This window comes from Amycolatopsis sp. CA-230715 (assembly GCF_018736145.1).
Classification (GTDB): domain Bacteria; phylum Actinomycetota; class Actinomycetes; order Mycobacteriales; family Pseudonocardiaceae; genus Amycolatopsis.
This window is the reverse complement of record NZ_CP059997.1, coordinates 2,919,776-2,942,602: the sequence shown is the minus strand read 5'-3', so window position 1 is coordinate 2,942,602 and position 22,827 is coordinate 2,919,776. Positions and strand designations below refer to the sequence as shown.

Here is a 22,827-nt window from a genome sequence, read left to right as displayed (position 1 = left end):
AGTTCTGTCGCTGCCCCGTGCCCGGCTCTGGCCGCAGCCCTCAACGCTTCCGGCACTGTGATGTAACCCATGCAAGCCCTCCCCGGCTCTCAAAGGTTGATCGGGTCATCATGTGCGCCATGCAGCGGCGCGTCGTGACCGTTCACCCCATCGTGACACCCGCGCTACCAACCGCGCACGCCGGGGCGTACTCATACAGCCATGAGCAGGACTACTCACACGCGTCTGATCGAACCTCCACAGGTCGCGGATACACGACGCTAAGACCACCAGATCTGCGAAGGCGCGAGCGCTGCTGATGGGCTGACAACACGTCTCTTCGCAGCGGGCGCGATAATCGCGCCCGCTGAGCGAAGGGGAGTGCGCGATGGAAGAGTCCGCTGCGATCGCGGCGTTCGGGTACGAGCTGGGTGTGCTGAAGCGCATCCGGCGCGCTGGCTGGTGGCAGGCAGGGATTCGTGATCCGGAGTCGGTGGCCGAGCATTCGATGCGGGTCGCGCAGTTGGCGGGGTTGCTCGCCGCCGAGGAAGGCGCCAATCCCGAGCGCGCGGCGTTCCTCGCGTTGTGGCACGACACGCAGGAGACGCGCACCGGCGATCTGCCGCGCACGGTCGCGGGGTACCTGACCAAGCCTGATCCTCGGCAGATCACGGGTGACCAGACAAGCGGGCTCCCGCTCGCGTCGCAGAACGTCGTGCGCGCGGCTGTCGATGAATACGAAGCGCGCGAGACGCCGGAATCGCGGTGCGCGAAAGATGCCGACAAGCTCGAAATGCTGCTCCAGGCGGTCGAGTATCGCGACACCGGTGCGCAGCTCGTGCAGCAGTGGATCGACAGCGCGCTGGACGGCTTGCTGACCGACACCGCGCGCCGGGTCGCCGAAGCCGCGGTAAACCTCTCCTCGCTGGCGTGGCGGCACCGCTAGGAGCAGTCGTGCAGCGTGCAGTACGAGGAGTAGCTGCTGCTCGATGAGCTGCGGCTGCTGACGTGTCCTATTTGGACGGCTATCACGATCGCGCAGATCGCCGTGAGGATGGAGAACACGACGGCGATCACCGCGAGTACGAGCAGGTGTTTGCGCGCGGCCAGCTGCTGGATCAGGATTTCCCTGAGCAGGGCTTGATCCGCGGTGAGGTCGGCTTCCGCGGGCTCGGCTATCCAGTGGGTCAGCCGGGTCTCGATGGACGGGCTGCCGACGTCTCGTGATTCCACGAAATCGTGCATCGTGCGCTCGGTACTGGTCATGGCCCTTCCTTCCTGTCTGGTCATCTGGAGGTCGCGCCGCGCCGCGGATGTGTTAACAGGCAAGACTGACCAGACCATCTCTTCAGTCCAAACTTGACAGTTTGGACTGAAGAGTTCATCGTGGTGGGCATGGATGGGACCACGGAGCGGCTGAGCCGGTGTTGACGGCACTGACGGCGTTGCGCAAGGTCGTGGTCAGGTCGTCGCGCCGGGAGCGGGGCGGGTTCGATCGGCGGCTCTTGTTGCCGATGATGCTCGGGGCCGTCCTCAACCCGGTGAACTCGTCGATCCTGTCGGTGTCGCTGGTGCCGATCGGGGTCGCGTTCGGGGCGCCGCCCGCGCGGACGGCGTGGCTGGTGTCCGCGTTGTACCTGGCCACCGCGATCGGGCAGCCGGTGGTGGGGCGGCTCGTCGACCTCTACGGGCCGCGGCCGCTGTACCTCGCCGGGGCGGGGCTCACCGGGATCGCCGGTGTGCTCGGCATGCTGGCGCCGAACCTCGGCGTGCTCATCGCCGCCAGGGTGGTGCTCGGTTTCGGCACGTGCGCGGGATATCCGGCCGCGATGGCGTTGACCAGGCGCGAGGCGCAACGCACTGGACGGGACAGCCCGGCCGGAGTGCTGACGGCGCTCGCGGTGGCCACGCAGACGATCGCGGTGATCGGGCCTTCGCTCGGCGGTCTGCTGATCGGCCTCGGCGGCTGGCGCACCACGTTGGCGGTCAACATCCCGCTTTCGCTCGTCTGCCTGGTCCTCGGTGTGTGGCGGCTGCCGCGCACGGAACGCCGTGAGGGCAAGGCGTCGCTGGACTTCACCGGTATGGCCGTCTTCGCGGTGATGCTGGTTTCGCTGCTGCTGTTCCTGATGAACCCGCGCGCCGAGTCCTGGTACCTGCTCGCGATCACCGTCGCGGCGGCGATCGTCTTGGTGCTGTGGGAACGACGCGTCGCGGATCCGTTCCTCGATGTGCGGGTGCTGGCGGGAAATCTGCCGCTGCTGGCTACCTACGTCCGTGCGCTGCTCGCGTTCACCGGGTCCTACGTCTTCGTCTACGGCTACACCCAGTGGATGGAACAGGGGCGCGGCCTGTCCGCTTCGATGGCGGGGTTGCTGCAGTTCCCGGTGTTCGCCACCGCGATCGTCGTTTCGATCACGACGGGGCGGCGTGAGCAGCCGCGCGGCAAGCTTCTCCTCGGCGCCGCGGGGCAGATAGTCGCATGTGGACTTATGCTGGCACTGCACGAAACCAGCCCGATCTGGCTGCTGGTACTGGTCGCGCTGGTGTTCGGTGTCCCGCAGGGACTGAACAACCTCGCGCTCCAAAACTCGGTGTACCGCCAATCGGATCCGGAGCGCATCGCGTCCTCATCGGGACTGCTGCGGACCTTCGGCTACCTCGGCGCGATCATCGCCTCGGCCGCGCAAGGCGCCTTCTTCAGCCACCGCGCCGACACCGGAGGCATGCACAACCTGACGTGGTTCATGCTCGTGCTCGGCGTACTGCTCTTCGCGCTCACGGCGGCGGACCGGTCACTGGGCAGGAGCGCCGCTTCGAAGTGATCACCTGCAGAGCACATCGACCGGTCTCACCGAGATGGTCGCTTTCGAGGTCTTCGTGCTCACAGTGCTCTTTTCGGTGAAGGAGACGGACAATCCGGTAACGGTGAACGAGCCGGTTTCAGTTCCGTCCTCTCCACCGGTGACCTCGTAGATGACAGTGCACGGTTTGGCGGGGTCGAGCGGAAGAACGCCCAGGTAGTCGAAATCGGCGAGGGTGTAGCGCACGCTGCAACCCGCGGAGCCGAAGCACTTCTTCTCGGTCACCTTCGCCTTGAAGCTGAAGTCGCTTGCCTTCGGGGCTGGGTTGTACGGGATGGACGGTGTGCTGGGGGTGGGCGTCGGGGTGTCGCTACTGGACGAAGTAATCACGACGGGCTCGGCCGTGGCACTGGGCGCGAACGCGGCACCAGGAATCGACCGGCCCGGCACCAGGAGGGCCACCGTGACCACGATGCCCGTCAACAGCAACCCGGTGCCCGCGACGCAAGCGATCGTGACGGTTCTTCGACTGGGAATCTTCATGGCGGCACCTACCTGTCGGTGTACTTGATCGCGGTCAGGGTGATCACCGTGTCGGTCGGTGCGACGGTGCCCGCGGCCGGTGACTGTCCTGTTTGGACCCAGTTGCGGTCGACCAGCAGCATCCTGCCCTTGCCGGTGCCGTCGACCTCGCGGAGGTTGTAGAACCCGGCCGCCTGCATGGTGTCCTGCGCGGACTGGTGGTCCATTCCGGACACGTCGGGGACCGTCGCACTCTTCGCCTGGGTGTTCACGGCTGCGGGCTGCGAAGTCGTCAGGGGCGAAGCCGAATACGTGGGCGAGGTGGTGGATGTGGACGGTGCGGGCTTTTCGCTCTTTCCCGCCAGCGTGCCGATGATGCCGAGGACGACCACGGCTCCCACCGCGATGTAGGCACCGGTCGTGGGTTTGCGTTCCGGCATGACGCGTTCCTCCTGAGATGCGGTTGACTGCTGGTCGCGGTCAGGAGTCGCGGTGTTAACGCGCGAGATCTTTTCGATACGGGATCAAGTGCAGTTCCGCCGGTACCAAGGATCGGATTTCCGTCCGGCTTCGGCGTATTCGTCGCACCAGTGGGTTATTTTCTCTGCGCCGTGGATCCGGGGCGGCTGCACCACGATCATCCGCCCGTTCTGGGGATCTATTCCGTCGGAGGTGAACAGGTACTGGTAGCCGCCGAACCACAGCAGCAGCGCCGTCACGATCACGGTGCACGGGCCGATGACAAGCAGCACCATGACCCGCCACGGGTTCGTGAACGGGTTACCGCGCCGCCGCTTCATGCCGGTGGGACGTGTCGATCATGAGCGGTGCTACCGGGTGGCGCTGAATCGTCGTGGTGCCGTTGCTCAACCGATGCTGATGGCGAACCCGCCGTCGAAAGCCTCGGATTCGCTCTTCCAGATCACGCCGCGGTTGTCGTTGCCGACGTGCACCCCGTACTGCTTGTGCCCGCGCGGCGCGTGGGTGAACGTGAACGAATAGCTTCGTTCGCCAGTCGATTCGGTGGTCACGGTGCCCAGTGCCAGTTGGGTTATTGCCAGCACTTCGTTCTTTTCGTTGTAGAGGATCACCTGCGCGCCGTCCCGGATGTCGCCGTATCCGGTGCAGGACGAGACGCAATTGATCTTCATCGAGCCGGTGATCTTCCCGCTCCGGGAAGAAGTCGGCTCGTCGGACAGGATGACGACGGCGGCCACGGCGACGGCGGCGGCCACGACCAAGGCGCCTGCCAGCCACGGCCAGCGTCTTCGCCCGCGCGTCACCGGCGGTGTGGGCGTGTGGGTCATGGCTGCTCCTCCGTGGCGGTGTTTCCGGTTCCCTGCGAGTCGTGCCGCCGAGTGGAGGTGTTACGGGCTGCTCCCACGATATGGTCGCTTTGTTCCGCATACTGGGAGATTGCCGTAGAATGCGCTGTCTGGACGAAACGGGGGTGATGGCGATGGAGCTGCTCGAGTGGGATGCGCGCGCCTATGACGCGCTTCCCTTGCCGCACAAGCGATGGGGACCCGCCACGGTCGGCAGGCTCGCGCTGACCGGGAGCGAAACGGTGCTCGATCTCGGGTGCGGCACCGGAAGGGACGCCGAACAGCTGCTGGAGCGGCTGCCGAACGGGCGAGTGGTCGCCGTCGACGGATCCCAGCAGATGCTCGACCGCCTCACCGGGCGCCTCGCCGACCACCTCGACCGGGTCGACGTCGTGCGAACCGATCTCCGCGATCCGCTACCGCTGGACGAACCCGTCGACGCGGTGGTCAGCGTGGCTACCCTGCACTGGATCCCCGATCACGCACGGCTCTTCGAGAACGTCGCTTCGGTGCTGCGCCCCGGTGGGCAGTTCGTCGCCGAGGCCGGTGGTTTCGGGAACGTGACGGCGATCCGGGCCGCGCTCACCGCGATCGGCGCGGACGACGGCGCCGGGATCTGGAACTTCGCCGGAGTGGAGGAGACGCGAACTCGCCTGCGGGCGGCGGGTTTCCGGGAGATCCAGGTCGGCCTGGTGCCCGATCCGGCGCGGCTCGAGGCAGGCGAGCAGTTCGAAGCCTTCCTGGCGACGGTGGTGCTCGCGGCGCACCTTCGCGACCTTCCTTCGGCCGAACGGCGGCCATTCGTACACGCCGTGGTGGAACGCCTTCCCGAACCGGTGGTCGACTACGTCCGCCTCCGGATCAGCGCGGTGCGATAACGAAATCCACAGTGGACTACCGAGAGTTGGCTTCGGGCAACGAGTTCGAATACGGAGAGTTCGGTTGACCGGTTGAGAGGATGCCGCCCGTCGATCTTGACAGCGCTCAGTAATCGTTTGCCAGGCCGAATCCTGCCCGCTTGACCCCTGACCCGGGACCGGTCCGGCACGGCATGATCGAAGGCATGGCCTACAGCTTGCAGGCGCTCATTGCCGCTGATCGCTACGTGTTCGACGAGGCCGCCCGCGCGATCGCCGGGCTGACCGTCGTTCCACTCAAGCACGGTTTCGCGATGATCCCGCTGACCGGCAGGCTGAGAGCCGCGCTCGGGCCGTGTTCCTACCGGCCGTACGAAGAAATCTTCGACGGGCTGACGTCGACCGTTGCCGAACTCGCGGCCGGCGCCTCCCGCGCGGGGCCGGTCGCCTACTGCGAGGCCGAGTTCTTCGGTGGCGACGGCGGGCAGGCTTCGATCGTGTGGCGGGGCGGTGCGGTCGAATTCGGCCCGGTCCACGTCGCCGTGGACGACGACGGCGGCTGCCCGCCGGTCGGGGAGTGGGCGATCAACCTCGCGCTCGCCCGGCTCGGTGGGATCACCTGGACCGACCCCGACCACTTCCAGGTCGTCGGGCTCAACGGGCACCGCGCGACGGAAGCGTGGGTCAACGGCCGAGCGGGGCTCGCCGGGCGATGAGCCTGCGATGGCTGATCCGCCAGCCGTCCCGGCCGCGGACGACCGTGTCCTGGTAGGTCACGCTGCCGCAGGTGCCGCTCGCCATGACGCCGATTCCCTTGGCGCGCGCGGAAACGCGACCGTCCTGTTCGGTCACGACGATATTGGTGACGTGGTGGGCGACGGGGTTGCGGTCACCCAGCGCCAGTGCGGCGGCGCGGAGCGCGGCGAGCCCTTCGATCGGCGCCATGCCGTAGTCGGAGGCGTCGTACACGACGTCTTCGGTGAACACCTCGTGCAACCGGTCGAGTTCGCCGTCGTCGACGAAGTGACCGTGCTGGGCGATCAGCTCCATGATGTGCAAGCGGTCTTCGACGTTCATCGCAGCTCCCGATGCTAAGTGGGGAGTTCCCCGGTAAGCTGGCCACTGTACCGGGGAACTCCCCACTTGAGCGAGGGGCGAACAATGCGGGCGGATGCGGCGAAGAACGTCGATGCGGTGCTTGCGGCGGCACGGGAGTTGTTCGGTGAGCGGGGGCCGGACGCGCCGCTCGACGACGTGGCCAAGCGCGCCGGGGTCGGCAATGCCACGCTCTACCGGCACTTCCCGACGAGGAGCGACCTGCTCGTCGCCGTCTACGCCGAGGAAGTGGCCGCGCTCGGCCGCCAGGGCGCCGCGCTCGTGAACGACCCCACGGCGGCCGACGCGCTGTTCGACTGGCTCGGCCACTTCGTCGTGCACATCGCGACGAAGCGCGCGCTCGCCGCGGCGATCACCGAAGACCCCGAAGGGCGTCGCACGGCGCTGTTCGAGCAGTGGCACGCGTCGATGCGCGCGACCGCTGCGGAACTGTTCACGCGGGCCCGCGACACCGGTGTGGTCCGGCCGGAGCTGACGGTCGCGGATGTGCTCGCGCTGGTGAGCGCCGCCGCCATCGCGAGCGCGGACGCCGCGGACGCGCGGCGGTTGCTGCGCATCCTGTGGTACGGCTTCACCGGCACCGGCCGTAGCTAACAGTGTCGTAGCGTTCCTGTCGGTAACCTGTCGATCGCGCTCGGAAGCGGGGAGTGAACCCGGTTTTCGCTTACCGTGGTGAGAGTAAGTTGAACTTTCACCTATTTTCGGGAGCTAATCGATGTACGCACGGGTTCAGGATGTGACCCTGTTGCTCGCCCGCATCGGAGTCGCCGTGGTGTTCATCGCGCACGGACTCCAGAAGTGGGACAACGGGCTGGACGCCACCTCGGCGATGTTCGCCAAGACCGGGCTGCCGCTGCCGACGGTCGCCGCCCTCTTCGCGATGACCGTGGAACTCCTCGGTTCGGTCGCCTTCATCGCCGGGTTCCTGCTGCCGCTGGTCGGTGTCGGCTACGCGGTGGTCGGGATCGGCGCGCTGCTGTCGGTGCACGTCGACAACGGGCTGACCGGGCAGGGCGGCTACGAACTGGTGCTGGTACTGGCGCTGGCAGGGCTGGCGCTCGGGTTCAACGGCGGGCGGATCTCGCTCGACCACCTGCTCTTCTGGCGCAAGCGCGAGCAGAAGCTGGCCGAACCGGTGCTCGTCTAGAGCTCGACCGTGGTCCGCTCCGCTTCGCGGTGCGCGTCCAGCCTGGCCGCCGACGTCACCTGCACCAGGTGCGCGCCGGCGGCCAGCGGCGCGACCAAGCCGGCCAGCACCCCGTCCGGCACGGTCCAGTCCAGTGTGGACAGAACACGGTCCTCTCGCGACAGTGACGACTCCTTCGCCGCCGCCAGCACTTCGTCCACTGTGGACCCTTGGAGTGCCGGGGTGTCGCCAGGTATCGGGAGCAGCGGGCTGAAGTCGTCGCCGGCGAGCCGCGCTTCGTTCAGGTAGTCGAGCGAACCGTCCGTCGGCGGGGTGCCGAGCCCGCGGCCGAGCGGGTCCAGCGCGACGATCGCGGTCGCCTGCGCGCCGGTGGGACCCGCGCCCGGTGCGACGAAGGCGATCCTGGCGTCGTCCGACGCGCGCACCACGTTCGCGCCGCACCACCACGCGCCGAGCAGCACGCCCGCGGTCTGCCAGTGCGAGGGCAGGTCGACCACCACGTCGTCACCCGGCTCGACGTCGATCTCGTCGACCAGCCAGTTCGCGGTCTTCGCCGCCCAGTTGGCCGTCGTGGCGACGGACAGCTCGATCCGGCTGCCCGCGGCGTCGTCGTAGTGCGTGATCAGCGGGCGCGCGGCGGAAGAACGCAGCAGCGGGCGAAGCAGGTACTCGGTCAGGCTCACGCCTACCACGCTAATAGACGCAGTTGACCCCCGGCGGCGCGGTCACCTCGGCGACGGGGCGCGCGGGTGCCCGCCCGCCGCCCGGCGCGCCGCCACCGCCCGCCGGCGGCTGCACCGGCGGCGCCGGAGCCCGTCCGACGAGGCTCGCCACGTACTGCCGCACGGTAGGCGGGTCGACCTGCACGATGCTCTGCGTCCCGTCGGGGCTGCGGCCGTTGATGGTGACCACCGGGATCGTCTTGAACCCGACGTCGCCCGAGGCGATCCCCTTGGCCTGCTCGGCGAACTTCAGGATGTCGAGATCGGGGTCGAGCACGATCGAACGGTGCACGGCATCGATGAGCTGGCCCAGTTTCGACGGGCTGGTCAGCGTGCCCGCGGAGAGCACCTGGTGCAGCGCCGAGGAAAGGAACGCCTGCTGGCGCACGATCCGGTCGAGATCGCCGTGCGGCAGGTTCTTGCGCTGCCGCACGAACGAGAGCGCTTCGCCGCCGGACACGGTCTGGACGCCCGCGCGGAAGTTCGCGCCGGAGTCCTTGTCCTCGGTCGCCTGCTTCAGGCACACCTGCACGCCGCCGAGGGCTTCGGTCAGCAGGTAGAACCCGAGCAGGCTCACCTCGGCGTAGTGGTCGATCCGGATCTGGGTGAAGTCCTGCACCGTCTTCAGGAGCGCCTTCCGGCCCTCCTGGTCGGAATCCCGTTCGACCTTCGCCTGATCGGTCTCACCGTTGCGGCGCAGCTTGGCCGCGGCGGCGGTCTTCGCGGTGCCGAACGCGGAGTTGATCTTCGACTGGCTGCCGTCCGGCATGTCGACCCAGGAGTCGCGCGGGATCGAGACGCCGGACGGCTTCCCGCCGTCCTTCGGCAGCCGCAGGATGATGATCGTGTCGGTGTTGATCCCGGCTTTTTCCTCCGTGCGCAAGGATTTCAACATTGACAGCGGCAGCGGGTTGCCCTGCATGTCCGCGCGCGAGTCGGTGCCGACGAGGAGGATGTCCGTCGCGCCGTCGTCGGCGGGCGGGGCGTCCGGGTCGCCGCCGTCGCCCAGCGCGTCGGTGGTGTGCACGTTGCTCTTGAGGTTGTCGTAGGTCAGGTATGCGATGCCGGTCGCCACGAGGGCGATCACGGACAGTAGCGCCACGAACGTTCGTCGCGTGATCTTCGCTCCCGTGTGCTTGCGCGGCAGCGGCACCGGGTCGCCGAACGGGTCCGGTGGCGCTTCGGCGGGCGCGCTGCGCGGATGCGGTGACGGGAGCCACCGCTCCTCCGCCCGCTCGTCGTCGTCGCCTGAACCCTCAGCCACGCGTGTTCGCTCCCCGTCTGTTCCCTGTTGGCCCACCGTAGAGCCTATGCGGTGGGCCGATGGCCCGCACTCGTGAGTCGGCGCGTCAGTTGACGCAGGGCACTCCGCCCGCGGTGATCTTGTGCTCGGCCGACGGCGGCGCCGAACCGCTGCTCGACGACGAGGACGACGAGGACGACGAAGACGACGACGGCGGGGCCGACGAGGACGGCGGGGAGGTCGCGGTCGAGGGGCTGGACGCCGACTGCGGTCGGTAGTCCTTGCCGAGCAGCACCCGGAGGTGACCGGCGGCCACGTCGCTGTCCGGCTCGGTCTGCGCGGACGTGCCGAGCACCTGCTTGACGGCGGTCACCGCGGCCTCGTCGCCGGGGTGGTACCGCACGAGCGTGCTCGCCCGCGCGGAGATGTGGGTGATGCCGCCGTCGCGGAAACCCTTGTTCACGAACAGCGTCCTGGCGGCGGCACCGGTCGCCGCCGAGCCGGTGCCGTCGAAGAGGTCGACGGTGACCGCGCTCGCGCCGGGCGGGGAGGCCTGCCCCTGCGTCGTCGCCGTCGGCTGCCCGTCGCCGGCCAGCTGGGTCACGAACGCCTGCACCGCGGCCGGGTCCACGCGCACCACGTCGGCGCCGCCGATGTTCGCGAGACCGGCCGTCGGGATCGTGCGGAACTCGATGTTGCCCCCGGTGAGCCCGCGCATCTGCTCCGCGAACTCGAGCAGGTCCCAGCCCTGGGAGAGCACGACCGACTTCTTGACCGCCGCGATCACGTCGCCGATCTTCGCCGGATTCGCGATCACGTCGGGGGAGAGCACCTTGCGCGCGAGCCCGGACAGGAACGCCTGCTGGCGCGCGATCCGGTCGAGATCGCCGTTGGGCAGGTCGTAGCGCTGGCGCACGAAGGCGAGCGCCTGCACGCCTTGCAGTTCCTGCTGCCCCGCCGGAAGGTCGACGCCGGACTTGCGCTCCTTGATCGGCCCGTTGAGGCACACCTGCACGCCGCCGAGCGCCTTGGTGATCTCGTAGAAGCTCGACAGGTTCACCTCGGCGTAGCGGTCGATCATGCCCGGCTTGCCGATGAACTGTTCGAGCGTGGTGATCAGGTTCTTGCGACCGGCCAGCTTCGCCTGCTCGTCGACCTGCTTGAGGTCGGAAACACCTTGCTGCTGCAGGGTTTTCGACTTGTCGTTGTAGGCGTAGACGTAGGCGCTGTTGAGCTTGTGCTTGCCGAACCCGCCGTTGATCTCGACGTACGAGTCGCGCGGGAACGAGATCGCGACGGCCTTCTTCCCGTCCTGCGGGATGTGCACCAGGATCATCGTGTCGGTCTGGCGCTCGCCGTCGGACTCGCCGGCGTGCAGCATGTCCAGCACCTCGCGCGGCAGCGGGTTGCCCTGGTTGTCGGTGCGGCTGTCCTGGCCGACGAGCAGGATGTCGACCGCGCCGTCGAGCGGTTTCGCTTCCGGGGCGTCGTTCCCGAACACGTTCGTGGTCGCGAGGCCCTCGTTGACGTCACCGATGAACAGCCAGCCGTAGCAGGCCAGTGCCACCACGACCGCGGACACCAGGCTGATCAGCACCTTGCCCCCGCGCAGTGCGAACACCCGCATCCCGTGCCCCCTACGTGGTGAAGGAATAGGGGGCGGCGGCCATTCGTCGCTCACGCGCCCCTCCTCCCAGCCCACCCTTGTGCCCTTTTCGGCAGCGTTGTCCTGCGGCTGTCCGGTCCCCGACGCACACCCCTGGTCAAGGGACCACTTTACTGTCCCCCTTGTATGACGTTTGTGGGCTGGAGAGGTTGTCCACCGTTTCGTGGCACACTGCCCAGGGATCCCACTAGGAGGAGTGCGAAATGCGCGTGCTGGTCACCGGAGGCGCCGGGTTCATCGGGTCTCACTACGTGCGTCAGGCCGTGTCCGGCGCGTACCCGGCGCTGGCCGACGCCGAGATCGTGGTGCTCGACAAGCTGACCTACGCGGGGAACGAAGCGAACCTCGCGCCGGTCGCCGACGATCCTCGGTACAAGTTCGTGCGCGGCGACATCTGCGACGCGGAACTCGTCACCGGCCTGATGGCGGGCGTCGACCTCGTCGTGCACTTCGCCGCGGAGTCGCATGTGGACCGCTCGATCACCGGCGCCGCGGACTTCGTGCTCACCAACGTGCTCGGCACGCAGACCCTGCTGCAGGCGGCGCTGCTGGCCGAGGTGGGGAAGTTCGTGCACGTCTCGACCGACGAGGTGTACGGCTCGATCGCGGAGGGCTCGTGGCCCGAGGAGCACGCGCTGGAGCCGAATTCGCCGTACTCGGCGTCGAAGGCGTCGTCCGATCTGCTCGCCAGGTCCTACCACCGCACGCACGGCCTGCCGGTGTGCGTCACGCGGTGCTCGAACAACTACGGGCCGTACCAGTTCCCGGAGAAGGTCATCCCGCTGTTCGTCACCAACCTGCTCGACGGCGGCACCGTGCCGCTCTACGGCGACGGCCTCAACGTCCGTGACTGGTTGCATGTGGACGATCACTGCCACGGTATCCAGCTCGTCGCCGACGGCGGCCGTCCCGGCGAGGTCTACAACATCGGCGGTGGCACCGAGCTGACGAACCGCGAGCTGACCGAACGCCTGCTGGCGGCGGTCGGCGCGGGCTGGGACCGGGTCGAGCCGGTCACCGACCGGCTCGGCCACGACCGGCGGTATTCGGTCGACATCGCCAAGATCGGCACGGAACTGGGCTACGCGCCGCGCGTTCCGTTCGCCGAAGGGCTGGCGGAGACCGTACGCTGGTACACCGAAAACCGAGCATGGTGGGAGCCGCTGAAGGGCCGGGCCGCCGTGGCTGGAGGCTGAGGAATGGCAGGCATTTCCGTCCTGGTGCCCGGGGGGAGCGGCCAGCTCGGCCGCGCGCTCGCGAGCCGGGCTTCGGAGGCGGTGGAAGTGCGGGCACCCGGTTCGGCCGAGCTCGATCTCACCGACACCGGTTCGGTGCTCGAAGCCGTTTCGACGCTCGCGGAAAGCGCCGCGGCGGCCGGGCGGTCGCCGGTGGTCGTCAACGCGGCCGCCTACACCGCGGTGGACGCCGCGGAGACCGACGAGAACCGGGCGTTCGCGATCAACGCCGACGGGCCGAGGGTGCTGGCCGCCGTCTGCTCGTCGCGCCGGGTGCCGCTGGTGCACGTCTCCACCGACTACGTGTTCTCCGGCGACGCGACCGAGCCGTACCCGGTCGACGCGCCGCTCGGCCCGCGCAGCGCGTACGGGCGGACGAAGGCGGCGGGCGAGGACGCGGTGCTCGGCTCCGGCGCGTCCGCCTGGATCGTGCGCACCAGCTGGGTGTACGGCGACACCGGGTCGAACTTCGTGAAAACCATGGTGCGCTTGGAAAAGGAGCGCGACAAACTGTCCGTTGTGGATGATCAGCGGGGTTCTCCGACGTACGCGGGCGACCTCGCGGGCGCGCTGCTCGAACTCGCCGCGCGCGTGGCCGCCGGTGACGGGCCCGCTTCGCGCGTCCTGCACTGCACGGGGGGCGGCGAAACGACGTGGTTCGGGTTCACGAGGGCGATCTTCACCGAACTCGGCGCCGATCCTTCGCGGGTGAGCCCGTGCACCACGGCCGATTTCCCGCGCCCGGCGCCGAGGCCCGCGTACTCCGTACTGTCCACTGAGGAATGGCGCGCCGCCGGGCTGGCCCCGCTGCGCCACTGGGAAGAAGCGCTGAAGGACTACTTCGCGCACCAGTCCTGAGCCGGGTTCCCGCGCATGGCCGTCAGGAAGCGGCGCGCTGGTAGGCCTCGACGGTCCGCTGCGCGCAGCGGCGCCACGTGAAGCCCGCCGCGTGCGCCCGCCGCGCGGCCGAGTCTCCGGCCACCGCGGGTTCCGACACGGCCGCGCGCAACGCTTCGGTGAGCGCTTCGTCGTCGGCGTAGGGAACCAGCCGCGCGAAACCGCCGGAGACCTCCCGCAGCGCGGGGATGTCCGTGCACACCACGGGAACGTCGCACGCCATCGCTTCGAGCACCGGCAGGCCGAAGCCCTCGTCCCGCGACGGCAGCACCAGCGCGCCCGCGCCCGCGACCACGCCCTGCAAATCGACGTCGGTGAGGTAGCCGATGTGGAAGGTGCGGTCGGTGCTCGGGAACGGGCCGGGCCCGGAGAACACCAGCGGCGGCAGTTCCGGCGCCGCGGCGTGCGCCCGCAGCAGCCAGTCGAGCCCCTTGCGCGGGCCTGCCGCGCCGACGAAGAGCAGGTATTCCTTGGGCAGGCCGAGCTTCTTGCGCGCGTCGGGGCTCGGCGGCCGCCCGGTGAACCAGCCCGCGTCGACGCCGAGCGGGGTCACCGTGATCTTGTCGCGGTCGACCGAAAAGCGTTCCGCGACCGCGTCCGCGACCGCCGCGGTCGGCGTGCAGATCACGTCGGCGCGCGCCGCGCCCCGGCGCACCAGCTCCGGCAGGCCGCGATCGCTCGGCGCCAGATCGCCCGGTTCGTCGATGAACGCGAGGTCGTGGATGGTGAGCACGCCCGCGGCGCGCAACGCGGGCGGGAGCACGAAGTTGGTGCCGTGCACGACATCGGTCGGGCCCGCGAACAGTTCGATCGGCGGGAACGGCGAACGCAGCCACGACCGGCGCAGCAGCCGCGCGGCCACCGGGACGCCGCGTGCCCTGGTGCCGTGCGGGAGCACGTGCCGCAGCCGTCGCCAGCCGCGCAGCGTGAACGCCACCGCGCGCATGTCCACATCGGACCGCGACGCGAGTTCTTCGGCCAGCGAAGCGGTGTAGCGGCCGATACCGGTGCGGGAGCCGAGCAGCGGCGTCCCGTCGAGGAGTACGCGGAGATCAGCCATGCGGGCGTCCTCGCCGTGCGACCTTCCGCACCCGCCCCGCGACCCGTCTCGCCAGTTCCTTCGGCCCGCCGTCGGCGAGGTACTCCTTCACCAGCGCCACGTCCCGCAGCACGAGTTCCTTGCCCCGCAACGGTTCCGTGGTCACCAGATCGGCGGCGCCCGGCAACCGGTCGGCGGCCGGACGCGGATCGCGGCAGAACTCGACGAGCGGCTCCAGCGCCTTCGGCCAGGTGAACCGCGTTGCCACGTCGGCGATCCGCTCGCGGCAGCCCGCGGCGAACTCGGTGTCGTAGAGCGCGCGGTCGAGCGCGTCGGCGAGTGCTTCGGGATCCTCGGCCGGTACCACGACGCCGAGGCGCTCCTGCCGCACGAGATCGGCGAACGCGTCGCCGTCGGTGGTCACGATCGGCAGCCCGGACCACAGGTAGTCGAGCACGCGCGTGCGGAACGCGAAGGTGGTCTCGACGTGTTCGAAATGCGTGGTGACGCCGCAGTCGGAGTCGAGCAGCCAGTTCTGCCGCTCCTCGTAGGGCACCCACTGCTCGTTGAAGAACACGTGCTTGCCGGTCAGCCCGAGCCGGTCGGCGAGCCGGACGGTCCGGACGCCGATGTCCATCTCGGCGACCTCGGGGTTCGGGTGCCGCATGCCGAGGAACACCAGTCGCACGTCGCCGCGGTGGTGCCGGAGCCGGTCGATCGCGTGCACGAGCGTCAGCGGGTCGAACCAGCTGTAGATCCCGCCTGCCCACAGGATCACGTGATCGGTTTCGGCGACGCCGTCGAGGGTGGCGCGCAGGCCGGGCCCGGTGCGCACGGGCGGCTGCGCGGGCAGTCCAAAGGGGACTACCGCGAGCAGCGACTGCGTGGTCGGGTCGGCGTCGTACAGCCGGGGCGTGAGCCTGCCGAGCGCGGCGAGGTGACCGAGCCACAACAACCGCTGGCGCTCGGAGGCGCACAGGAAGAAGTCGCCGCGGTCGAGCTGGGCGTCGAGCACCTTGGTGACCCCGGCGAGATCGGCGGCGCGCCGGTCGTCGGGCGCGCTCTTGCCCTGTTCGAGCAGTTCGAGGTGCATCGGGTCGTACAGGTCGCACACCACGATCTTGTGCGACTGCGCCGCTTTGAGCGTGGGCGCCATTTCGAGCACGTGCCCCTGCACGATGACGATCTCGGCCCAGTCGATCGGCTCGGTGAGATCGCGCTTGCGGGCCGCGCTCACCGGGAACGGCGCGGGCGGCGGGGTGGCGAGCGGGTTGACCGTGACCAGGCGGACGTCGTGCTCGGCGGACAGCACGCTCGCGATGTTCCAGGCCCGGATCGCGGGGCCGGCCATCCGCTCGCTGATCGCGTCGCCGGTGATCACCAGCACCCGGCGGCGCCGCCCGAACACCCCGTCGATCCCGAACGCCTCGACCAGGATCTCGTGCGCGGCGAGGTAGCGCGGCAACGGGTACGCGGGCTCCAATGCCTTGCGCAGCAACGGGATCAGGTCCGCGTCGGTGCGCACGCGGGCGGACTGCTCGATGGCGCGGGACTCGGCGAGCGAAGGCATCAGCTCGACGAACTGGTCGATCGCGAGCATCCCGGCGAGCGCGGTGCGCGGCACGGCGACGGGATCGGTCTCGACGGCGGTCACGCCGCGTTCGAGGTCGAGCTGGGTCGCGTCGATCTCCCCGCGCGCGGTGGCCCGGCGCACCGCGAGCGCGAGCGCCGCGGGCAGGACCTTGGCGAGTGTTTCGTCCGAGAGGTTCTTGTACAGCGCGGCGAGCGCGTTCCGTTCGAGCAGGAACGTCTCGCGCCCGGTTTCGGGAGCGTCCACTTCGGACATCGTCGCGTGGTGGCGGTGGAAGGCGACCGACTCCGGCACGTACCGCACCCGCCAGCCGCGGAGGTTGAGCCGCCAGCCGAGGTCGACGTCCTCGTAGAACATGAAGAAGCGCTCGTCGAAACCGCCGAGTTCGGCGAACACCGAGGAGCGCACGAACATCGCGGACCCGGTGCCGAAGAGCACGTCCTTCGCGATCTCGTGCTCCCCGGCGGGCACCTCGGCCAGCGGGGTGCCCGCGTGCCGCTTGTAGCCCATGCCGAACCAGGTGAGCCCGCCGTCGACGAAATCGGTCCCGGTGCCTTCCCAGTCGAGCACCTTGCTGGCCACCGCGGCGACGGTCGGCTGCGCGCGCAGTTCGTCCACGGCGGCGCGCACCCAGTTCTTCTCGGGGCGGGCGTCGTTGTTGAGGAAGGCGAGCACGGTGCCCTGCGCTTCGCGCGCGCCCAGGTTGCAGCCGCCCGCGAAACCGCTGTTGACCGGCGACTCGACGATCTTGGCCGACGGCACGGCGGCGCGGATCCGCGCCACGTCGTCCCCGCCGGAGGCGTTGTCGACGCAGATCAGTTCGAGGCGCGGGTAGTCGAGCTCCTCGGCCAGCGCGCGCAGGCAGGTGACGGTGTCGGCCGCGCCGCGGTAGTTCACCACGATCACCGACACCAGCGGCAGCGTCGTTTCCCCCTCGGCCACTACCAAGCTCCTCACGCTAGCGCCCTCGCGAACCTTGGGACTTCGAAAGTTCGAAGGTTGACCGGGAGCTTATCGACCTGCCCAGGTCCGCCAGACCTCGCCTCGGCCGACGCGTGAGCGCCGCCCGACGGCGCGGCGGGCGGAGAGCGCGCCGGGCAGCATGGCGATGACCTCGGCGAGCACGCGCATACGCAGCGCGAACCGGAAGTTCGCGGCGGCGGGCTTGTCCCGGCGCAGCGGGAGGGCCGCGGTGAGCGCGGCGAACTTCGCCAGCTCGCGCGCGGCGACGGCGGCGGGCGCGCAGCGCACGAGCATCAGCAGCCGGTTGCGCTCGTTCCAGCGGTGGAACTCCCGCGAACCGGGCCGGGTGCTGGCGCCGTGCCGGTGCCGGACGCGCGCCGAGGGCACCGCGAGCACGTCGTGCCCGGCCAGACGCAGGCGCCACGCGGTGTCGGTGTCCTCGTAGTAGCAGAAGAACGCGGCGGGCACGCCGCCCGAATCGCGCAGGTCCCCGGTTCGCAGAAGCACGGCCCCACCGCAAAACCCGAAAACGGGGATGCCCCCGTTTTCCTGATCGGCACCGTGCCCGTCCGCGGTCAGCCGGACGCCGGTGGACTGCGCGGTGCCGTCGGCCCGGTCGAGCCGCGACGCGGCGGCGGCCGCGCCCGGTGCCGCCGCGAGCGCGTCTTCGAGCAGGCCCAGCCAGTCCGGCGCGGGTGCCGCGTCGTCGTTCAACCAGGCCACCAGCGGAGTGTCCACATGCGACAGCGCGGCCGCCAGTGCGCCGGCGTACCCGGTGTTGCGCGGCAGTCGCAGCACTTCCGGCGCGCTCGGATGGGCGGCGAGCAGTGCGGCCGTGCCGTCGTCGGAGGCGTTGTCCACCACGAGTGTCCGGTGTGGACGGTCTTGCGCGGCGAGCGCGTCGAGGCACTCCTCGATATGGGCCGCACCGCGCCACGTGACGACCAGGACGGTGATGGGCAGCGGCACCAGCGCAGAATAGTGCCCGTGCCGGAACTCGTGGTCATCGCCGAGCAACTGCTCGCGCCCGTGCCCGGCGGCACGGGCCGCTACACCGGCGAGCTGCTGCGCGCGCTCGCGGCCACCGCGCCGCCGGGGTGGACCGTGTCGAGCGTCGTGGCCAGGCACGCCGACGTGAGCGCGGCCGAGGTCGACGGCGTCGAAGGGCCCCGTGTGCTGCCGCTGCCCCCGCGCGCGCTCATCGCCGCGTGGGAACTGGGCCTGCCGTTCTGGCCTGGCGGCGACGCCGTGCACGCGCCGACCCCGCTCGCGCCCCCGCGCGTCCCGGCGGGCCGGACCCTGTCGGTCACCGTGCACGACACCGTCCCGTGGACCCATCCTGAGACGCTGACCCCGCGCGGCGTCGCCTGGCACCGGAAGATGATCGCGCGGGCGGCGCGGCGCGCGGACGGCGTGCTCGTGCCGACCGAGGCGGTGGCCACCGAACTGGGCGCGCTCGTGGACGTGGCGCCGATCGTCGCCGGTCACGGCGTGAGCGAGCAGCTAACCGGGGAGGTCCCCGGAATGGCCCTGCCGCCGCGGTACGTGCTCGCCGTCGGCACCCTCGAACCCCGCAAGGGCGTGGATGTACTGGTCGAGGCGATGGACCAGGTCGACGTGCCGCTGGTGCTCGTCGGCCAGCCCGGCTGGGGCGGCGTCGACCCCGCGGAGCTGACCCGGCGCGGGGTTCGCGTGCTGGGGAAGCTGTCCGATCCCGAGCTGGCCACCGTCCTGCGCGGCGCGTCCGTGCTCGCCGCCCCGAGCCTCGCCGAGGGGTTCGGACTCCCGGTGCTCGAAGCGATGGCGGCCGGGGTGCCCGTCGTCCATTCCGACGCGCCCGCGCTCGTCGAAGTGGCGGGCGGCGCCGGGATCGCGGTGGCACGTGGGGACGTCCCCGGTTTGGCGTCCGCCCTGCGCGAAGTCCTCGATTCGCCCGATCGGGCGACGCGGCTCGCCGACGCGGGTCGTTTGCGCGCGTCAGCGTTTTCCTGGGACCGCGCCTGCGCCCCCGTCTGGACGCTCCACCAGCGCCGATGAACCCCCGAACTTGTTGGTTCCTGACCAACCGGGCACCGATCCGCCGTACCCTGCTCGGGTGGCAGTCGAACCCCGCGTCCTGATCGACGCGACAGCCGTGCCTGCCGATCGCGGCGGCGTCGGCCGGTACGTCGACTCGCTGGTCGCCGCGCTCGACGAGGACGGCGCCCGGCTCACCGTGGTCTGCCAGCCCCGCGACGCCCGCCTGTACGACGGCCTCGCGCCGCGCTCGCGCGTGGTGCCGACCGTGCAGTCCACCGCCACCCGCACCGCACGCCTGACCTGGGAGCAGACCACGCTGCCCGCGCTGGTGCGCCGCCTCGGCGTGGACGTCGTGCATTCGCCGCACTACACGATGCCGCTCGCCAGCCGCGCCGCTTCGGTGGTCACCCTGCACGACGCGACGTTCTTCACCGACGCCGTGCTCCACGCCGGGGTCAAGGCCCGCTTCTTCCGCGCGTGGACGACGACGGCGCTGCGCCGCGCGTCGCTGTGCGTGGTGCCGAGCCAGGCCACCGCGGACGAACTGGCGAAGGTGACCAGGATCCGCGCCGGTGATCTCGAAATCATCGAGCACGGCGTCGACACGGACCGCTTCCACCCGCCGTCGCCGGACGAAGTGCGCGCCGCCAGGGACGCGGTCGGCCTCGGTGCGACGCCGTACGTGGCGTTCCTCGGCGCGCTGGAGCCGCGCAAGAACGTGCCCGCGCTGATCCGAGGGTTCGCGCGCGCGGTCGAGGGCAGGCCGAAACCGCCCGCGCTCGTGCTCGCTGGGCAGCCGGGCTGGGACACGCAGGTGGAGAAGGCGCTCGACGCGGTCCCGCACTGGCTCCGCGTGATCAGGGCCGGGTACCTGCCGTTCGACACGCTCGCCGGGTTCCTCGGCGGCGCGGAACTGGTCGCGTACCCGAGTCTCGGCGAGGGCTTCGGCCTCCCAGTGCTCGAAGCGATGGCGGCGGGCGCGTGTGTGCTGACCACCCGGCGCCTTTCGCTGCCCGAGGTCGGCGGCGAGGCGGTCGCGTACTGCGGGGTCGGCGCGGGTGATGTCGCGGCCGCGCTGGCGGAGCTGCTCGACGACCCGTCGCGCCGGTCTCAGCTCGCCGCCGCCGCGCAACGGCGCGCGAAGGAGTTCTCGTGGGCCACGAGCGCCGAGAAGCATCGCGTCGCCTACGAGAAGGCGTGGTTGTCACACCGGCTGAGGGCCGGGGCCTGACACCCGGCACAATGATTTGCCGTGACGCAGCCAACTGCTTATGGCGACGGCGTGGCCGTGGTCGTGGTGACCTATTTCCCCGGCGAGACCCTCGAGCCGTTCCTTCAGACGCTCGAGAAGGCCTCCACGCGTGACGTGCGGGTGGTGCTGGCCGACAACGCGTCCACCGACGGCGCCCCGGAGAAGGCCGCCGCGGCACACGACAACGTGCACCTGCTGTCCATCGGGGAGAACCTCGGCTACGGGTCTGCGGCGAACCGCGGGGTCGCCGAACTGGGTCCCGAGTACGGCTGGGTGGTCGTGGTCAACCCCGATCTCGAATGGGGCCCCGGTTCGCTGGACACCCTGCTCGAAGCCGCCGAGCGGTGGCCGAGGGGCGGCGCCTTCGGGCCGCTGATCCGCGAGCCGGACGGCACCGTCTACCCGTCCGCGCGGCTGCTGCCGGAACTGGGCAGGGGCATCGGGCACGCGGTGTTCGGCAAGATCTGGCCCGGCAACCCGTGGACGCGGGCCTACCGCCAGGAACGCGGCGAGCCCGTGGAACGGCTCTCCGGCTGGCTTTCCGGCTCGTGCCAGCTGCTCCGGCGCGAAGCGTTCGACTCCGTGGACGGGTTCGATTCCCGCTACTTCATGTACTTCGAGGACGTGGATCTCGGCGACCGGCTCGCCCGCGCGGGCTGGCAGAACGTCTACGCGCCGTCCGCCGAGGTGATGCACATCGGCGGGAAGGCGACCTCGCGCGCGCCCGCGAAAATGCTTGCCGCGCACCACGTCAGCGCCTACCGGTACCTCTCCGACCGGCACCGCGGGCTGTTGTGGAAGCCGGTGCTCGCCGTGATCAAGCTCGGCCTGAAGGCGCGGCTGAAGCTAGAAACGCGCTGAGCGCGGCCGCTTCGAGCGCGGCGAACACCGCGGTGACGAACGCGGCCACGAGCAGCGCCACCGTCACCGCGGCGGGCAGGGCGAACACGAGCACCAGCACCACCGCGACGACCACGCCCGCGGCGTTGCCCAGCGCGGCGAGCTTGCACACGGCGGCCGTGTCGATGCCCCGCGCGGCTCTGGCGAGCACGAGCGCCATCGCCAACATCGCGACACCGAGCGCGCAGTAAACCGGCCACGGGCGCACGGCGGGGAAGCCAACGGCGTCCGACACCGCCGCCACCGGCAGCAGGAGCAGTGCGAGGCCGAGAAGACCGTCCCACACGGCGTCGGCACCCATCAACAGCCGCATCGCGGCCCCGTTCCGCTCGGACATGCCGCCCCCTAGTTAATGAAACGAGTGTGTCACTAATACTGTGGCACTCGTACCCCGGAGCTGTCGAGAGGAAGTCCGTGGCAAGACCACCGGAACCCGGCCGCCGAGCTGCGACGCTGGCGAAGGCCACCGACTACGTGCTCGCGCACGGCCTCGCCGGGCTGAGCCTGCGGCCCATGGCCACCGCGCTCGGCACGAGCACCCGCATGCTGCTCTACGACTTCGGCAGCAAGCGCACGCTGGTTTCCGAGCTGCTCGCCGAAGCGCGCCGCCGCCTCGGGGCAAGCCTCACCGGGTACCTCGCCGAGCACGACCTGTCGGCAGCCGAACTGGTCCGGTTGATCTGGGCGTGGCTCACCGACGCCGAGCAGATCCCGTATCTGCGGCTGTTCTTCCAGGTCTACACCGACGCCATGACGAATCCCGGCGACTACGCCGACGGCGGGCGCGGCATGGTGGACGACTGGCTCGCGGTGCTCGCGGACCGGTTCGACCCGGCGGCGGCGACGCTGGTGGTGGCCACCCTGCGCGGGCTGGTCCTGGACCGGATGACCGCGACCGACCCGGCCAGGGTCGACGCGGCGCTGGAGCGATTCGCCGCGCGGCTTCCCCGGAACTAGCGGGTCACAGGCCTTCGAGGCGGCGGGACAGCGCAGACTGCCCGTCCGCGGGGGCGGGCTGGGTCGTCGTCGGCACCACGCCGCTCACGCTGCTGACGCCGTCCCTGCCCGGCGCGGGGCGCGGCCGCGGTTGCGGTTTCGTCGGCTGTGGCAACGGCGTGGTCTGCGCGTCGCGGGACTGCGACGCGCGTTCCAGGCGCGCGGTGGATTCCTCGTTCGCGAGGTGGTGCGACGCGGCCTCGATCATTTCCGACGGCAGCACCGTGGTGGTGTCCGGATCGTCGGAGCGGTCGATCTCGGAGACCACCGACCTCGGGATCTGCTGCGTGTTCGACGAGTCCATCGGCGAAGTCGCGTTGTCGGAGGTGACGACGTACGCGCCGCGGGCCCTCGCACGTGAAAGCTGGGCATCCGCACGATCGCGGGGGTCCATCCCCTCGGCCTCCCGACTCGACCAGAGGCCCTCGCCGACCGGGGCCACCTTGTTACCTCGAACTACCGGGCCTTCCCGATGAGAAGGCTTCCACCACCTAGGGTAGGCCCTTGAGGCCGTTGCCGTCAGCGTTTCTCGCCGTTCTTCGCGGCATGTCGCG

Annotated in this window: 26 protein-coding genes; 12 read left to right on the top strand and 14 right to left on the bottom strand. The window is 70.1% G+C overall.

All coding sequences use genetic code 11. The annotated features are described in order from the left end of the window. Positions 1–367 precede the first annotated feature (367 nt). Positions 368–925: an HD domain-containing protein gene (locus HUW46_RS13615; protein WP_215547618.1), complete on the top strand. Its 558-nt coding sequence runs from the start codon at positions 368–370 to the stop codon at positions 923–925. On the opposite strand, the gene HUW46_RS13610 is transcribed toward HUW46_RS13615, so the two are convergent. After that, positions 922–1,245, bottom strand: a complete 324-nt coding sequence (locus tag HUW46_RS13610) for a hypothetical protein (protein WP_215547617.1) — start codon at positions 1,243–1,245, stop codon at positions 922–924. The two genes, HUW46_RS13615 and HUW46_RS13610, sit on opposite strands and share 4 nt — an antisense overlap. Before the next feature lie 158 nt (positions 1,246–1,403). On the opposite strand from HUW46_RS13610, the gene HUW46_RS13605 reads away from it, so the two are divergent. Continuing rightward, positions 1,404–2,804, top strand: a complete 1,401-nt coding sequence (locus tag HUW46_RS13605) for an MFS transporter (RefSeq protein ID WP_215547616.1) — start codon at positions 1,404–1,406, stop codon at positions 2,802–2,804. Here the strand turns inward: HUW46_RS13605 and HUW46_RS13600 are convergent, their stop codons facing one another. The 4 genes from HUW46_RS13600 to HUW46_RS13585 all read right to left on the bottom strand — a co-directional run bounded on the left by HUW46_RS13600 (position 2,805) and on the right by HUW46_RS13585 (position 4,612). Next, positions 2,805–3,266 (bottom strand): hypothetical protein, encoded by a 462-nt coding sequence (locus HUW46_RS13600; RefSeq protein ID WP_215547615.1) that lies wholly within the window; start codon positions 3,264–3,266, stop codon positions 2,805–2,807. 68 nt (positions 3,267–3,334) lie between these two features. Next, a complete protein-coding gene (locus tag HUW46_RS13595; protein WP_254126149.1) occupies positions 3,335–3,745 on the bottom strand; it encodes a PASTA domain-containing protein in 411 nt (136 codons plus the stop codon). A gap of 84 nt (positions 3,746–3,829) precedes the next feature. Further along, entirely contained in the window at positions 3,830–4,105 is a 276-nt protein-coding gene (locus HUW46_RS13590; protein ID WP_215547614.1) for a hypothetical protein, read from the bottom strand. 66 nt (positions 4,106–4,171) lie between these two features. After that, positions 4,172–4,612, bottom strand: coding sequence for a hypothetical protein (locus tag HUW46_RS13585; RefSeq protein WP_215547613.1), 441 nt, complete (start codon positions 4,610–4,612; stop codon positions 4,172–4,174). A 152-nt stretch (positions 4,613–4,764) separates the two neighbouring features. On the opposite strand from HUW46_RS13585, the gene HUW46_RS13580 reads away from it, so the two are divergent. Next, entirely contained in the window at positions 4,765–5,508 is a 744-nt protein-coding gene (locus HUW46_RS13580) for a class I SAM-dependent methyltransferase (protein WP_215547612.1), read from the top strand. A 140-nt stretch (positions 5,509–5,648) separates the two neighbouring features. Continuing rightward, positions 5,649–6,203, top strand: a complete 555-nt coding sequence (locus tag HUW46_RS13575; RefSeq protein WP_215547611.1) for a hypothetical protein — start codon at positions 5,649–5,651, stop codon at positions 6,201–6,203. Here HUW46_RS13575 and HUW46_RS13570 read toward each other — a convergent pair. Then, entirely contained in the window at positions 6,172–6,564 is a 393-nt protein-coding gene (locus tag HUW46_RS13570) for a nuclear transport factor 2 family protein (RefSeq protein WP_215547610.1), read from the bottom strand. The genes HUW46_RS13575 and HUW46_RS13570 overlap by 32 nt on opposite strands. 84 nt (positions 6,565–6,648) lie before the next feature. Here HUW46_RS13570 and HUW46_RS13565 point away from each other — a divergent pair, with 84 nt between their 5' ends. Beyond that, entirely contained in the window at positions 6,649–7,197 is a 549-nt protein-coding gene (locus HUW46_RS13565; RefSeq protein WP_215547609.1) for a TetR/AcrR family transcriptional regulator, read from the top strand. 121 nt (positions 7,198–7,318) lie between these two features. Continuing rightward, positions 7,319–7,750: a DoxX family protein gene (locus HUW46_RS13560; RefSeq protein WP_215547608.1), complete on the top strand. Its 432-nt coding sequence runs from the start codon at positions 7,319–7,321 to the stop codon at positions 7,748–7,750. On the opposite strand, the gene HUW46_RS13555 is transcribed toward HUW46_RS13560, so the two are convergent. From HUW46_RS13555 to HUW46_RS13545, 3 genes are all read right to left on the bottom strand, one after another. Beyond that, positions 7,747–8,433, bottom strand: coding sequence for a TIGR03089 family protein (locus tag HUW46_RS13555; RefSeq protein ID WP_215547607.1), 687 nt, complete (start codon positions 8,431–8,433; stop codon positions 7,747–7,749). The genes HUW46_RS13560 and HUW46_RS13555 overlap by 4 nt on opposite strands. A 10-nt stretch (positions 8,434–8,443) precedes the next feature. Then, positions 8,444–9,736, bottom strand: coding sequence for an LCP family protein (locus HUW46_RS13550; RefSeq protein WP_442860931.1), 1,293 nt, complete (start codon positions 9,734–9,736; stop codon positions 8,444–8,446). An 85-nt stretch (positions 9,737–9,821) separates the two neighbouring features. Beyond that, the gene (locus HUW46_RS13545) at positions 9,822–11,342 is read right to left on the bottom strand and encodes an LCP family protein (RefSeq protein ID WP_215547606.1); all 1,521 of its coding nucleotides are present in this window, start codon (positions 11,340–11,342) and stop codon (positions 9,822–9,824) included. A 242-nt stretch (positions 11,343–11,584) separates the two neighbouring features. On the opposite strand from HUW46_RS13545, the gene rfbB reads away from it, so the two are divergent. Beyond that, on the top strand, positions 11,585–12,577 hold the full coding sequence (gene rfbB / locus HUW46_RS13540; protein WP_215547605.1) for a dTDP-glucose 4,6-dehydratase: 993 nt from the start codon (positions 11,585–11,587) through the stop codon (positions 12,575–12,577). A 3-nt stretch (positions 12,578–12,580) separates the two neighbouring features. Continuing rightward, entirely contained in the window at positions 12,581–13,474 is an 894-nt protein-coding gene (gene rfbD, locus HUW46_RS13535) for a dTDP-4-dehydrorhamnose reductase (protein WP_215547604.1), read from the top strand. A 22-nt stretch (positions 13,475–13,496) separates the two neighbouring features. Here rfbD and HUW46_RS13530 read toward each other — a convergent pair whose 3' ends face one another. The 3 genes from HUW46_RS13530 to HUW46_RS13520 all read right to left on the bottom strand — a co-directional run bounded on the left by HUW46_RS13530 (position 13,497) and on the right by HUW46_RS13520 (position 18,075). Beyond that, complete coding sequence (locus HUW46_RS13530; protein WP_215547603.1) at positions 13,497–14,573, bottom strand: glycosyltransferase family 4 protein; 1,077 nt, start codon at positions 14,571–14,573, stop codon at positions 13,497–13,499. After that, positions 14,566–17,085: a glycosyltransferase gene (locus HUW46_RS13525; RefSeq protein ID WP_215547602.1), complete on the bottom strand. Its 2,520-nt coding sequence runs from the start codon at positions 17,083–17,085 to the stop codon at positions 14,566–14,568. The genes HUW46_RS13530 and HUW46_RS13525 overlap by 8 nt, the downstream gene beginning before the upstream one ends. Positions 17,086–17,154: 69 nt before the next feature. After that, positions 17,155–18,075, bottom strand: a complete 921-nt coding sequence (locus tag HUW46_RS13520; RefSeq protein WP_215547601.1) for a glycosyltransferase family 2 protein — start codon at positions 18,073–18,075, stop codon at positions 17,155–17,157. An 18-nt stretch (positions 18,076–18,093) separates the two neighbouring features. Between HUW46_RS13520 and HUW46_RS13515 the strand changes: the two genes are divergently transcribed. The 3 genes from HUW46_RS13515 to HUW46_RS13505 are packed head-to-tail and all read left to right on the top strand — an operon-like array spanning position 18,094 to position 21,238. After that, positions 18,094–19,143 (top strand): glycosyltransferase family 4 protein, encoded by a 1,050-nt coding sequence (locus HUW46_RS13515; protein WP_215547600.1) that lies wholly within the window; start codon positions 18,094–18,096, stop codon positions 19,141–19,143. Between the two features lie 58 nt (positions 19,144–19,201). Beyond that, positions 19,202–20,356, top strand: a complete 1,155-nt coding sequence (locus HUW46_RS13510; RefSeq protein ID WP_215547599.1) for a glycosyltransferase family 4 protein — start codon at positions 19,202–19,204, stop codon at positions 20,354–20,356. A gap of 21 nt (positions 20,357–20,377) precedes the next feature. Further along, positions 20,378–21,238, top strand: a complete 861-nt coding sequence (locus HUW46_RS13505) for a glycosyltransferase family 2 protein (RefSeq protein WP_215547598.1) — start codon at positions 20,378–20,380, stop codon at positions 21,236–21,238. On the opposite strand, the gene HUW46_RS13500 is transcribed toward HUW46_RS13505, so the two are convergent. Continuing rightward, positions 21,195–21,614 (bottom strand): hypothetical protein, encoded by a 420-nt coding sequence (locus tag HUW46_RS13500; RefSeq protein WP_215547597.1) that lies wholly within the window; start codon positions 21,612–21,614, stop codon positions 21,195–21,197. The genes HUW46_RS13505 and HUW46_RS13500 overlap by 44 nt on opposite strands. 77 nt (positions 21,615–21,691) lie before the next feature. Between HUW46_RS13500 and HUW46_RS13495 the strand changes: the two genes are divergently transcribed. Next, entirely contained in the window at positions 21,692–22,234 is a 543-nt protein-coding gene (locus tag HUW46_RS13495; protein ID WP_215547596.1) for a TetR/AcrR family transcriptional regulator, read from the top strand. A gap of 4 nt (positions 22,235–22,238) precedes the next feature. Here HUW46_RS13495 and HUW46_RS13490 read toward each other — a convergent pair whose 3' ends face one another. Then, positions 22,239–22,667 carry a hypothetical protein gene (locus HUW46_RS13490; protein ID WP_215547595.1) on the bottom strand — a complete coding sequence of 143 codons (429 nt, stop codon included), beginning with the start codon at positions 22,665–22,667 and terminating at the stop codon, positions 22,239–22,241. Between the last annotated feature and the right edge of the window lie 160 nt (positions 22,668–22,827).